Here is a 13,308-nt window from a genome sequence, read left to right as displayed (position 1 = left end):
CCCCGAAGGTGCCCGGCCCGGAAGGTGAAGCGGGAGAAACTACTTCGTCGGCGCGAACGCCTCCTCGATGATCTCCGCCTGCTCGACGGCATGCACCTTGCTCGACCCCGACGACGGGGCCGACATGGCCCGCCGCGAGATGCGGCGGAGCCGGCCCAGCCGCTCGGGGAGCAGCTCGGGCAGGTTCAGGCCGAAGAAGGGCCAGGCGCCCTGGTTGGCGGGCTCCTCCTGGACCCAGGCCAGGTCGGTGGCGTTGGGGTAGCCGTCGAGCGCCTCGTTCAGCCGGTACTTGGGCAGCGGGTACAGCTGCTCGACCCGGACGATGGCGACGTCGTCGCGCTTCTGCTTCGCCTTCTCGGCGGCCAGCTCGTAGTAGAGCTTGCCGCTGGTGAGCAGCACCCGCTTGACCTTCGAGCGGTCGCCGGTGCCGGTCTCGTAGGCGGGCTCGTCGAAGACCGAGCGGAACTTGGACTCGGTGAAGTCCTTGATGTCCGAGACCACGGCCTTGTTGCGCAGCATCGACTTCGGGGTGAAGACGATGAGCGGGCGGCGGATGCCGTCGTGCGAGTGCCTGCGCAGCAGGTGGAAGTAGTTCGCCGGGGTGGACGGCACCGCGACGGTCATCGAGCCCTCGGCGCAGAGCTGCAGGAAGCGCTCGATCCGGCCGGAGGTGTGGTCCGGGCCCTGGCCCTCGTGGCCGTGCGGCAGCAGCAGCACGACATCGGAGAGCTGGCCCCACTTGGCCTCGCCGGAGGAGATGAACTCGTCGATGATCGACTGCGCGCCGTTGACGAAGTCACCGAACTGCGCCTCCCAGAGCACCAGCGCCTCCGGGTTGCCGAGCGAGTAGCCGTACTCGAAGCCGACGGCGGCGTACTCGCTGAGCGCGGAGTCGTGCACCGCGAACCAACCGGGGTTCTCGCTGCCGATGTTGTGCAGCGGGGTGTACTCCTCGGCGGTCTTGCGGTCGATGATGACCGAGTGCCGCTGGGTGAAGGTGCCGCGGCGGGAGTCCTGGCCGGTGAGCCGGACCGCCTTGCCCTCGTCGATCAGGGTGCCGAAGGCGAGCAGCTCGGCGAAGGCCCAGTCGACCTTGCCCTCGTAGGCCATCTCGCGGCGCTTCTCCAGCACCGGCTTGACCCTGGGGTGCACGTTGAAGCCGTCCGGCACGTTCAGGAAGGCATCGCCGATGCGCTGCAGCACCGACTTGTCCACCGCGGTCTGCACCGTGGAGGGCACCTTCTGGTCGTCCTCGACCGACTCGCTCGGCTCCGGCGGGAACTTCTCCAGCTCGCGGACCTCGTTGAAGACCCGCTCCAGCTGGCCCTGGTAGTCGCGCAGCGCGTCCTCGGCCTCCTTGAGCGAGATGTCGCCGCGGCCGATCAGGCTCTCGGTGTAGGCCTTGCGGACCGAGCGCTTGGTGTCGATGACGTCGTACATCGACGGCTGGGTCATCGAGGGGTCGTCGCCCTCGTTGTGCCCGCGGCGCCGGTAGCAGACCATGTCGATGACGACGTCCTTGCGGAACTTCTGCCTGAAGTCGACCGCGAGCCTGGCCACCCAGTCGCAGGCCTCCGGGTCGTCGCCGTTGACGTGGAAGATCGGCGCGCCGATGAACTTCGCGATGTCGGTGGAGTACTCGGTGGAGCGGCTGTTCTCCGGCGCGGTGGTGAAGCCGATCTGGTTGTTCACCACGATGTGGATGGTGCCGCCGACGCGGTAGCCGCGCAGCCCGGAGAGGTTCAGCGTCTCCGCGACGACGCCCTGGCCGGCGAAGGCCGCGTCGCCGTGCAGCATGAGCGGGACGACCGAGAAGCCCTCGGGGCCGTCGCCCTTGTCGAGCAGGTCCTGCTTGGCCCTGGCGAGCCCCTCCAGCACCGGGTCGACCGCCTCCAGGTGCGACGGGTTGGCGGTCAGCGAGACCTCGATCTCGTTGTCGCCGAACATCTGCAGGTAGGTGCCCTGCGCGCCGAGGTGGTACTTCACGTCGCCGGAGCCGTGCGTGGCGGCCGGGTTCATGTTGCCCTCGAACTCGGTGAAGATCTTCGAGTAGGGCTTGCCGACGATATTGGCCAGCACGTTCAGGCGGCCGCGGTGCGGCATGCCGATGATGACCTCGTCCAGGGCGTGCTCGGCGCACTGGTCGATGACGGCGTCCATCATCGGGATGACGGCCTCGGCGCCCTCCAGCGAGAAGCGCTTCTGCCCGACGTACTTGGTCTGCAGGAAGGTCTCGAAGGCCTCCGCCGCGTTCAGCCGGTTCAGGATGTACTTCTGCTGCGCGACGGTGGGCTTCGCGTGCTTCTGCTCGACCCGCTCCTGGATCCACTGCAGCTGGTCGGTCTCCAGGATGTGGGTGTACTCGACGCCGACGTGGCGGCAGTACGCGTCGCGCAGGATGGAGAGCACGTCGCGCAGCTTCATCCGCTCCTGGCCGTGGAAGCCGCCGACGTTGAACTCGCGGTCCAGGTCCCACAGGGTCAGCCCGTGCTGGGTGACGTCCAGGTCCGGGTGGCTGCGGAACTTGTCCTTGATCAGCCGCAGCGGGTCGGTGTCGGCCATGAGGTGGCCGCGGTTGCGGTAGGCGGCGATCATCTCGAGCACCCGGGCGCTCTTGTCGACGCCGCGCTCGCGCACGTCCTTGCGCCAGCGGACCGGCTCGTACGGCACGCCGAGGCCGTGGAAGATCTCGTCGTAGAACTCGTCCGAGATCAGCAGCTGGTGGATGGTGCGCAGGAAGTCGCCGGACTCCGCGCCCTGGATGATGCGGTGGTCGTAGGTCGAGGTCAGCGTCATGAGCTTGCCGATGCCGAGATCGGCGACGCGCTCGTCGGCCATGCCCTGGAACTCGGCCGGGTACTCCATGGCGCCCGCGCCGATGATCGCGCCCTGGCCGTTCATCAGCCGCGGCACGGAGTGCACGGTGCCGATGGTGCCCGGGTTGGTCAGCGAGATGGTGACGCCGGTGAAGTCCTCGGCGGTGAGCTTGCCGTCCCGCGCGCGCCGCACGATGTCCTCGTAGGCGGTGTGGAACTGCCCGAAGGAGAACTCCTCGGTGCCCTTGATGGCGGCGACGACCAGCGAGCGGCTGCCGTCCTTGCCCGGCAGGTCGATGGCGAGGCCGAGGTTGGTGTGCGCGGGGGTGACCGCGTTCGGCTTGCCGTCCACCTCGGCGAAGTGCCGGTTCATGTTCGGGAACTTCTTGACCGCCTGCACGATCGCGTAGCCGAGCAGGTGGGTGAAGGAGATCTTGCCGCCCCTGGTGCGGGCGAGGTGGTTGTTGATGACCAGGCGGTTGTCGATCATCAGCTTGGCCGGGATGGCCCGCACGCTGGTGGCGGTCGGGATGGCCAGCGAGGCCGACATGTTCTTGGCGACCGCGGCCGCCGCGCCGCGCAGCACCTTGGACTGGTCCTCCGCGGCCTCCTGCTTCGGCTTGCCCGAGGTGGGGGCCGCGTTGGAGGTGGGGGCGGGGGTGGTCTTCGGGGTGCGCGCCTGCTGGGCGGGCTGCGCCTTCGCGGCAGGCTTGGCCTGGGGCTGAGCCTTGGACTCGGCCTTCGCGGGCTGCGCCTTGGCGGGCTCGGCCTTCGCGGGCTGCGCCTTGGCGGGCTCGGCCTTCGCGGCCTGCGGCTCGGCCTTCGCGGGCTGCGCCTTCGCCGGCTCGGCCTTGGCGGACGGGGCCTTGGCGGGCTCGCTCTTCACGGCCGAACCGTTGGCGCCGGAGCGCGCGGCCCCGTTACCGGTCGAGGCGGAACCGGCGGAGCTCGTGGCGGCCGGGCCGGCCTGCTCGGAATCGGCGCTGACTTCCGGGGTGTAGTCGGCCAGGAACTCGTGCCAGCTCTCGTCGACCGACGATGGGTCCTGTTTGAACTTCTGGTACATCTCGTCGACTAGCCACTGGTTCTGTCCGAACTGGGAAGTTGAACTGCTCACAGCAGGTGTTCGCCTCATTTCGTTCTTCGCGCTGCGACGTTTGTGACGTGCCCGGCGGGGGACCGGCGGATGCGCGCCGGTGCGCCCTGTTCGAGGATAGGCCCCGCAGCAAATCGGTGGATTCACCGACTACCGATCAGCCCCGGCCCTCGTTGTCGACGACTCGTCCTCCATCGAGAGTATTCCCCCGGTTCCCTGAGCGGCAGCCCAGAGGCGGGCATAGGGCCCATCGGCCCCTACAAGGGCATCGTGCGGACCGAGCTGAGTGATACGTCCGTTTTCCACGACGGCGATCAGATCGGCTCTGGCGGCGGTCGCGAGCCGGTGCGCGACCACCACCGTGGTCCGGCCCCGGGCCAGCGACGAGGCCGCTGCCAGCACCGATGCCTCGGCCTCCGGGTCGAGCGTCGAGGTGGCCTCGTCCAGCAGCAGCAGGTCGGGGTGGACCAGCTCGGCGCGGGCCAGCGCGATCAGCTGCCGCTGCCCGGCGGAGAGCCCGCGACCGCGCTCGCCGACCGGCTGGCGCATGCCGTGCGGGAGCGCGGCGATCATCTCCGCGGCGCCGACCGCCGCCGCGGCCGCCGCGATCTCGGCGTCGGTTGCCGAGGGTTTCCCGAATGCAATGTTGCTCGCCACGTCGCCGGCGAAGAGGTGAGCTTCCTGCGGCACGATGCCGAGCCGGGCGCGGTACTCGGCCAGCCGGTAGTCGCGGATGTCGACATCGTCGACCCGGACCGCGCCGTCGGCGCCCGGCCGGGGCAGGGCTGCCTTTTCGGCGGCCGGGCCGGTCGGTCTGTCGGCGCGGCCGGTCGATTCGGCTCGGGGTAGGTCGTAGAGGCGAGCCAGCAGCTTCACCACCGTGGACTTGCCCGCGCCGGTCGGGCCGACCAGGGCGAGTGTGGAGCCTGCCGGGATCGCCAGCTCGACGCCGTCGAGGGCGAACCGCTCGGTGCCCGGGTAGCGGAATCGCACGTCACTCAGCGCGACCGCGCCGCGCAGGCCGTGCTCGATCGGCACCGCGTCGGCCGGGTCGGCGGCGATCGAGGACGGCGTGCGGAGCAGCTCGCCGATCCGGCGCAGCCCGACCCGCGCCTGCTGGTAGCCGTCGAAGACCTGGGAGAGCTGGGTGACCGGGCCGAAGAGCAGCTGCAGGTAGAGCACGAAGGCGACCAGCGTGCCCGCGGTGGCGGTGCCCGCCGCCACCTCGCGCGCCCCGACGTAGATCACCGCGGCCAGCGCCAGGTCGGCCCAGGCGACGACGAAGGCGAAGTAGAGCGCGATGGCGGTCTGCGCGCGCAGCCTGCTGTCCCGGTAGCCGCGCGAGTACTCGGCGAAGCGCCTGGCCGCGCGCGGCTCGTGCCGGTTGGCCTGCACCGCGCGCAGCCCGCTCACGTTCTCCTGGAAGTCGGCGTTCACGGTGGAGACCCGCTCGCGGGAGACCGCGTAGGCGGTCGAGGAGAAGCGCCGGAAGACCACGGTGGCCAGGATCAGCGGCGGCAGCGTCGCGAGCACCACCGCGGCGAGCACCGGGTCGATGACGATCAGCGCGGCCGCGATGCCGACCAGGGTGAGCCCGCCGACCAGCGTGGTCGCCACCCCGGTCTGCAGGAAGGTGGAGAGCGCGTCCACGTCGGTGGTCATCCTGGTCATGATCCGGCCGGAGAGCTCGCGCTCGTAGTAGTCGAGCCCGAGCCGCTGCAGGTGCGCGTAGCTGCGCACCCGGAGCCCGAAGAGCACCCGCTCGCCGGTGCGCGCGGTGAGCACCGTTGTCCCCGCGGAGACCAGCCAGCCCGCCGCGACCAGGGCGATGCCGATCAGCGCGGCGAGCTCCAGCGCGCCGGTGTCGCCCCGGCCGACGCCGCTGTCCAGGGCGTAGCGGACCAGCGGCGGGAAGGCGATGCCGAGCACGGCGTCCAGCGCGAGCAGCGCCATCACGGTGAGCACCAGCGCGCGCACCGGGCGCAGCAGCCGGGCCAAGCGGAAGCCGGGGTCGGGGGCGCGCAGCCGCTGCCCGTCGGTGGCGGGCTGCTCGGTGGCGGGCGGCAGCCGGTCCAGGGCGCGGCGCAGCTGCGGGGTCTCGCTGAGACCGGCCGCCGCGCCCGCGAAGCCGGGGCCGGGGCGGCCTGCGCTGGACACACCTGCGCTGCCTGTGCCGGGGTGGCCGGTGCCGGCCGGCCGAGGGCTGCCCGCGCCGGGATCAGCGGCGGCCGGGTGGGGGACGCGATCCGGCGGCACGGGCTCGGGGGTTACGTGGTCCGGGGCGGGGAGGCGGATCACCCGGTCGGCGTGCGCCAGCGTCGATTCGCGGTGCGCGAGCACGATGGTGGTGCGGCCGCCGCGGTCGGGGAGCGCGGCGAAGATGGCGGCCTCGGTGACGGCGTCCACGGCGGAGGTGGCGTCGTCCAGCACCAGGATGCGCGGCCGGGCGAGCAGCGCGCGGGCCAGCGCGACGCGCTGCCGCTGCCCGCCGGAGAGCGTGAGGCCGCGCTCGCCGACCACGGTGTCGTAGCCGTCGGGCAGCTCGGCGATGAACTCGTCCGCGGCGGCCAGCCGGGCGGCGTGCCTGATCTCGGCGTCGGTGGCGTCCGGGTGGCCGAGCGCGATATTGGCGGCGATGGTGTCGGAGAACAGGAAGGGGTCGTCGAAGACCACGCCGACCGCGCTGCGCAGGTCGGCGGCGCGCAGGTCGGCGATGTCGACCGGCTCGGCGCCGGGGGCGGTGAGCCGGATGTGCCCGGAGTCCGGGGCGAAGAAGCGCGGGAGCAGCAGCGAGAGCGTGGTCTTGCCGGACCCGGCCGGGCCGATGACGGCGACCGTCTCGCCGGGGCGGACCGTGAGGTCGAGGTGGCGCAGCACCGGCCGGTCCGGGCCGAAGCCGAAGGTCAGGTCGCTGATCTCGACGCCGAGCGGGCCGTCCGGGACGGGGGCGGGGGCGAGCGGGTCGGTGAGTGCGGGGGCGGTATCGATGACCTGGTCGACCCGCTCGGCGGCGGCCCTGGTGAGCTGGGCCATGATCACCACCGAGGTCATGGTGCGGGCGGTGGAGGTCATGGTGGCGACGTAGGCGGCGAAGGCGAGAAAGGTGCCGATGCCGATGCTGCCGCGCAGCGCGAGCAGCCCGCCGAAGCCGATCACCGCGACCAGCCCGACCTGCGGGATGGCGGCGACGGTCGGCGCGAAGCGGGAGTTCAGCCTGGCGGCGCGCATGCGCTCGGCGAAGAGCGAGCGGCCGTGCCGCTCCAGCAGGTCGACCATCCTGGCCTCCTGCCCGAACCCCTTCACCACCCGCACGCCGGTGACCGTCTCCTCCACGTGCTGGGCCAGCTCGGCGGCGCGCTGCTGGGCCGACCAGGTGGCGGCGTAGAGCCGGGGCCGCTGCCGGTAGACCACGACCGCGATGGCCGGGACCACCAGCAGCGCGATCAGCGCGAGCGGCGGCGCCAGCCAGAGCATGACGGCGGCGGCGAGCACGAACTGCACCAGCGCCATGCCGGAGAGCGGGGCCATGGCGAGCAGCCCCTGCACCAGCTGCAGGTCGGTGATCGAGCGGGAGACCACCTGGCCGGTGCGGATGGCGTCCTGCCCGGCGCCGTCCAGCCGCTGCAGCGAACCGAGCAGGTCGAGCCGGAGGCCGTGCTGGACGTCGAGCGAGAGCCTGCCCGCGAGCAGCCTGCGGCCGAAGGCGGCGGCGAAGCGCCCGGCGGCCAGCGCGACCAGCAGCAGCGCGACGGTGCCGATCACCCCGGTGTCGCCGACCCCGGCGGCGTCCACCGCGCGCTTGGTCAGCAGCGGGGCCGCGATCTCGACCAGCGCGCCGATCAGGATGGTGACGACGATGCCCGCGACGGTGCGGCGGTGCTCGAGACATCGGGTCCAGAGCCGGCGGATCCAGCCCGCTCCGGTGGTCGGGGTGTTCGTGGGCCGCCTCCTCGGGTGCGCGAATACTGCACCGACGGTAACGACCGGCGCCGCCGCGCGAATTCCCCGCGCGCGGGGGGTGAACCTAGAGTTCGGCCGCGCGCAGCGTCCACCAGCCGAAACCGCCGAGCGCGGCGGCCCAGAGCAGCAGCACCACGTAGGCGGCGGGCGTCGGCGCGAGGAAGCCGCTCTCCGGGAAGGCGCCGACCGCGACCGTGGAGATCGTCGCCGAGCCGGGCAGCAGCGCGACCAGCCCCTCCGCCTCGGCGGCGCGCGCCACCAGCCAGATCAGCGGCTCCAGCAGCACCACCCAGCCGAGCAGCAGCGCGAGCGCGCCCGCCACGCTGCGCAGCGCCAGCCCGAGCCCGGCGCCGATCACCGCCCAGCACACCGCGGCGAAGAGCCCGCCGCCGAACACCGCGATCAGACTCGGCCCGAAGTCGACCTTGCCGCGGCCGAGCCCGACCAGCACGCCGAGCCCGATCAGCGCGGCGAGCACCGCGGCGGCCAGCCCGGCCCCGGCGGGCAGCGCCAGCTTGGCGGCGGCCAGCCGGTCCCGGTTCGGGGTGAAGAGCACGGTAGTCGGCATGCCGCCGCTCCAGAACTCGCCCGCGGTGCCGAAGACCCCGAGCACCGCGGCGGCCAGCGCGGCCACCCCGAAGGCCGGGTACAGCCCGATCGAGGCGGCGCCGGTGGCGGGCTCGCCGGTGGGGTCGAGCGGCCCCGCGGTGAGCGCGGCGGCGACGGTCGAGATCAGTGCGGCGCCCGCCACCACGGCGACGGCCCAGCCGATGCCGGGGAAGGCGAGGGTCTTGCGGAGTTCGGAGCGGAGCGTCGGCAGCAGCGCGGTCGGGAGGTAATCGATCATCGGGAGACACCGTACGGCGCGGGCGGGGTGACGCGCCCGGCGCCGACCGCGGCGCCCCCGGCGAAGGGTGAGAGCACGCCGGAGATGCCGCCGGGGGTGCGCGGCGCGGTGGCGGCGCGGTCGGTGAGCGCGGCGAGCACGCGGTCGGGGTGGATGGGGTCCGGGACGACGGCGGCGATGCGCACCTGCGCGGCCGCGGCGGCCTCGCGGATGACCGCCTCGGTGGCCTCGGCGACCGCGAGCCGGCCGTCCGGCCGGATCACCGCGTCGGTGTAGCCGCGCGCGGCGAGGTGCGTGGCGAGTGCGATCGGGGTGGCGGCGTCGACGATCAGCCGGTCCGGGTAGCCGCGCCGCAGCTTGGCGGGGGTGCCCTGGTAGACGGCGGTGCCCGCGGCCAGCAGCAGCAGCGCGTCGGCGGCGGGCAGCAGCGCGGCCAGGCTGCGGCCGGTGACGACCGCGGCGCCGCCGCGCTGGGCGTGGCCGCGCAGCAGCTCGGCGAGCCAGCCGCGCTCGGCCGGGTCGAGCCCGTCCACCGGGTCGTCCAGGACCAGCACCCTGGGGTCGGGGAGCAGCGCGGTGGCGATGGCGAGCCTGGTCTGCTCGCCGATGCCGAGCACCTCGATCCTGGTGCGGGCCTCCGCGCCCAGCCCCGCCAGCGCGGCGACCTCGTCGGCGCGCGAGTCGGGGACGTCGGCCGCGGCGGCGTGGGCGAGCAGGTGGTCGCGCACCCGGCGCCTGCCAGGTAGCCCGCGCGGGACGAGCACGCCGTTCACGGTGTGCGGGGTGCGCGGCGCCGCGCCGAACACCTCGACCGAGCCGTGCGTCGGCGCGCGCAGCCCGAGCAGCACGCGGGCCAGCGCCGACTTGCCCGACCCCGGCGGGCCCGCCACCGCGGTGACGGTGCCGGACGGCACCGCGAACTCGACGTTCTCCAGCGCGGTGGTGGCGCCGTACCGGACGGCGAGCCCGCGCACCGCCAGCGCCGCGTCGGTGTTGTGCGCGGGTGTGCCGCTTAGCCCGCTGCGGCGTGCGTCCGTGCCGTGCGCGTCCACGCCGCCCGGCCCGCTGTGGCGACCGTTCGTGCTCTGCGCGGTGGTACCGCCCGGCCCCGCTTCAGCGGGCCGGGCGTCGATGCCTCCGGTCATCGGGCCGTCGGCGGCTGCGGCTTGCGGGTGGGCGTCGGGTGGTGCCCGGCGGCCCTGGCGGGCGGCGACTTGCGCAGCCCGCGGCCGGGGTCGATGGCGGGCAGCGGGTCGGCGTCGATCACCAGCGGGGCGTCCCGCCAGTGCGTCGGCGCGGGGCCGAAGGCCTTGCGCGAGTTCTCGATCGTGGTCTTGCCGAGCGCGCGGTTGCCGAGCCCGCCGATCACCGCGCCGATCCCGGCGGGCACCACCTTGCCCGCCATGAGCGCGGCGCGCTTGGTGATGAAGCGCACGATGAAGCGCTTGAGCAGGGAGTCGTTCATGGCGTGCAGCCCGGGGATCTGCTTGGCGAAGGCGGTGCCCCAGTTCTTGGCCGAGTGCCCGATGGACTTCTGCACGATGTCCATGCCGCTCTCGCCGAGCACCACCGCCAGCACCAGCGCGCGGCGCTGCTCCTGCGCCTCCGGCGTGATGCCGTGCACCGAGGCCACCGCCAGGGTGTACACCGCGGAGGCCTCCATGAAGAAGGTGGTCTCCGCGCTCACCGCGGCCAGCGCGGCCATCGTGCCGACGCCGGGCACCGCGGCGGTGGCGCCGACCGCGCCGCCGCTGCCGGTGACGGCCATCAGGTACTGGTTCTCCAGCCGCTGGATGATCTGCGCCGGGGTCTCGTCCGGGTGGGCGCGCCGCAACCGGGCGACGTACTTGGCCACCGCTGGACCCTGTAGCCGCGAACCGGTGTCGAGCAGCTGTACCACCGTCTTCTCGAAGGCGTCCTTGAACATCACGGGCGTCTCCTCCTGTCCCGCTCGGCTGGTTGGAACTGTAGGGCACGGTGCCGACACAGCTCCCCTCGACAACGAAGTACCCAGCCCGCCGGGTTCCGCGCTCAGTCGAAGGCCGGAACCTCCTCGCCCGCGCGCGGCGGCGGGGGCGGCGTCCCGTCGCCGAACGGCCGCCCGCCGAGCTGCTCGCGGCCGTGCGGGGTGTGCCAATTCGCCAGGTCGGGGCCTACGGGGACCACCCCGGTGGGGTTGATGTCCCGGTGCACCGCGTAGTAGTGCTTCTTGATCTGCCCGAAGTCGATGGTGTCGCCGAATCCGGGGGTCTGGAACAGGTCGCGGGCGTAGGCCCAGAGCACCGGCATCTCGGTCAGCTTGGCCCGGTTGCACTTGAAATGGCCGTGGTAGACCGGGTCGAACCGGGCCAGTGTGGTGAAGAGCCGGACATCGGCCTCGGTGATGGTGTCGCCGACCAGGTAGCGCTGCCCGGCGAGCCGCTCGGTGAGTTCGTCGAGCCGGGTGAACAGCCGGGCGTAGGCGCGCTCGTACGCGCCCTGGTCGCCGGCGAAGCCGCAGCGGTACACGCCATTGTTGACCTCGGTGAAGTTCCGCTGCGCGACCTCGTCGATCTCGTCCCGCAGGTGCTCCGGGTAGAGGTCGGGGGCGCCGTCCCGGTGGAACGCGGTCCACTCGGTGGAGAAGTCCAGGGTGATCTGCGGGTAGTCGTTGGTGACGACCTGGCCGGTGGCGATCTCCACCACCGCGGGCACGGTGATGCCGCGCGGGTAGTCGGGGAAGCGGGCCAGGTAGGCGTCGCGCAGCCGGGGGATGCCGAGCACCGGGTCGACGCCGCCGGGGTCGAGGTCGAAGGTCCAGCTCAGCTTGTCGTGCGTGGGGCCGCAGAGCCCGAGCGAGAGCGCGTCCTCCAGGCCGAGCAGCCTGCGCACGATCAGCGTCCGGTTGGCCCACGGGCAGGCCCGCGCCGCGATCAGCCGGTACCGCCCCGGCTCGACGGGGTAGCCGTCGCGGCCGTCCGCGGTGATCCGAGTGGTGATGTAGTTGGTGTCCCGCTTGAACTCGCCGGGCTCCACGTAACTGCCCTGCGAACCGGACTGATCCTCTGCCGACGTGGTCACCGGCCCAGTCTGGCACGCCCGCCCCGGAACCGACCGCTTACGCTCGATCGACATGAGCGGAAACAAGCCGACACGCCTGGAGCGCGCGACCACCGACGGCGGCGCCGAGATCGCCGTCCTCACCCTGGCGAACCCGCCGCTGAACCTCTTCGACCAGCCGCTCTTCGACGCGCTGGTGGCCGATATCGCCGAGCTCACCGCCCGCCCGCCGCGCGCGGTGCTGCTGCGCGCCGAGGGCAAGGTGGTCTCCGGCGGGGTCGATGTGCACGTCTTCGACGGGCTCACGGTGGAGCAGGGCGCGCAGCTCTGGCGTTCGCTCTTCGAGACGATCATCCAGCCGCTCGAGGCGCTGCCGTGCCCGGTGGTCTTCGCCGCGCACGGCCTCACCCTGACCGCGGCCTTCGAGATCGCGCTGGCCTGCGACATCATCCTGGCCGCGCCGAAGGCGAAGTTCGGGCTGGTGGAGACGGTGGTCGGGCTGACCCCGTCGATGGGCGGGCCGCAGCGGCTGGCCGAGCGGGCGGGCTCCGGCCGGGCCCGCGAGTTCGTCATGACCGCCGATCTCTACGACGCCGCGACCATGGCCGAGTGGGGTGTGGTGAACGCCGTGCACGAGGACGTGCAGGCCGCCGCCGACGCGCTCGTCGCCCGGCTGGCCGACGGCCCGACCAGGGCACACGCGGCGACCAAGCGGATCATCGAGGCCTGGCGCTCCGGCGGGGTCGGGCACGCGGACGCGGTGACGCCGGAGGTCTCCGGCGTGCTCTTCGACACCGATGACCTGCGCGGCGGGGTGCGCAGCTTCCTGGAGCGCGGGCCGGGGAAGGCGACCTACACCGGACGGTGATCGGCGGACACGATCTCCGCCTATCGCCCCGCGATTGTGATGTGGGTCATATAGTCGAGGTGCCTGGTCGGTAGAGGCACGGAGGCCCCATGTCGCAGCAGCACATCGTCGAGTTCCCGCTGTCCGGGCCGTCCGGCTGCGGCACCCCGCTGGCCCGCGGCGCGGACGGCGTGCTCCGCTACGGCAACCTGACCCCGGCGCTCACCGAGCTGCTCGACCTGCAGACGCACGCCTTCTCCACCCGCGAGGCGGTGGTGGAGATCGGCGGGCCGCGGCTCACCTACCGCGAGCTGTGGCACTCCGCCGCGCGGATCGCGGGCGGGCTGCAGGAGCACGGCATCGGGTACGGCGACCGGGTCGCGGTGCACCTGCCCGGCGGCGCCCGCTGGGTGCAGGCCTTCCTCGGCGCGCTGCTCAGCGGGGCGGTGCCGGTGCTGGTGGACGCGGCGCTGCCCGCCGCGGCGGCCGCGCGGGTGATCGCGGACAGCAGCGCGGACTTCGTGCTCGGCACCGGCGGGGTCAGGAACTCGACCGAGTCCGGGATGCCGGACGGCGCCGCCTTCATCGACGACGGCGCCGGGCTCAACGACCTCGCGCTGCTCTGCTACACCAGCGGCTCGCCGGACCCGCGCGGGGTCGAGCTGACCAACGAGAACCTGCTCTCCGCCATTCGCTCGGTGGT

8 protein-coding genes are annotated in these 13,308 nt (G+C 72.9%); 2 read left to right on the top strand and 6 right to left on the bottom strand.

The window, feature by feature from the left end; all coding sequences use genetic code 11:
• Window positions 1–39: 39 nt before the first annotated feature.
• From ACFUUZ_RS30545 to ACFUUZ_RS30520, 6 genes are all read right to left on the bottom strand, one after another.
• Window positions 40–3,951, bottom strand: coding sequence for a multifunctional oxoglutarate decarboxylase/oxoglutarate dehydrogenase thiamine pyrophosphate-binding subunit/dihydrolipoyllysine-residue succinyltransferase subunit (locus tag ACFUUZ_RS30545; protein WP_378702310.1), 3,912 nt, complete (start codon window positions 3,949–3,951; stop codon window positions 40–42).
• 111 nt (window positions 3,952–4,062) lie between these two features.
• Window positions 4,063–7,821: an ABC transporter ATP-binding protein gene (locus ACFUUZ_RS30540; RefSeq protein ID WP_378702314.1), complete on the bottom strand. Its 3,759-nt coding sequence runs from the start codon at window positions 7,819–7,821 to the stop codon at window positions 4,063–4,065.
• Window positions 7,822–7,936: 115 nt separating this feature from the next.
• Window positions 7,937–8,719: an ABC transporter permease gene (locus ACFUUZ_RS30535; RefSeq protein WP_378702308.1), complete on the bottom strand. Its 783-nt coding sequence runs from the start codon at window positions 8,717–8,719 to the stop codon at window positions 7,937–7,939.
• Window positions 8,716–9,864: an ATP-binding cassette domain-containing protein gene (locus ACFUUZ_RS30530; protein ID WP_378702306.1), complete on the bottom strand. Its 1,149-nt coding sequence runs from the start codon at window positions 9,862–9,864 to the stop codon at window positions 8,716–8,718. The genes ACFUUZ_RS30535 and ACFUUZ_RS30530 overlap by 4 nt, the downstream gene beginning before the upstream one ends.
• A complete protein-coding gene (locus tag ACFUUZ_RS30525; protein ID WP_378702312.1) occupies window positions 9,861–10,646 on the bottom strand; it encodes a hypothetical protein in 786 nt (261 codons plus the stop codon). Before ACFUUZ_RS30525 ends, ACFUUZ_RS30530 begins: the two co-directional genes overlap by 4 nt.
• Window positions 10,647–10,750: 104 nt before the next feature.
• Window positions 10,751–11,779, bottom strand: a complete 1,029-nt coding sequence (locus ACFUUZ_RS30520; protein WP_378702304.1) for a glutathione S-transferase family protein — start codon at window positions 11,777–11,779, stop codon at window positions 10,751–10,753.
• Window positions 11,780–11,831: 52 nt separating this feature from the next.
• On the opposite strand from ACFUUZ_RS30520, the gene ACFUUZ_RS30515 reads away from it, so the two are divergent.
• Window positions 11,832–12,626 carry an enoyl-CoA hydratase/isomerase family protein gene (locus tag ACFUUZ_RS30515; protein WP_378702302.1) on the top strand — a complete coding sequence of 265 codons (795 nt, stop codon included), beginning with the start codon at window positions 11,832–11,834 and terminating at the stop codon, window positions 12,624–12,626.
• 89 nt (window positions 12,627–12,715) lie between these two features.
• On the top strand, window positions 12,716–13,308 hold a 593-nt coding region (locus ACFUUZ_RS30510), incomplete at its 3' end, for an AMP-binding protein (RefSeq protein WP_378702300.1).

Origin of the sequence: Nocardia sp. NPDC057353 (assembly GCF_042667085.1) — a bacterium.
Taxonomy (GTDB): domain Bacteria; phylum Actinomycetota; class Actinomycetes; order Mycobacteriales; family Mycobacteriaceae; genus Nocardia.
The sequence above is the reverse complement of the archived record's forward strand: the minus strand, read 5'-3'. Positions and strand labels throughout refer to the sequence as shown.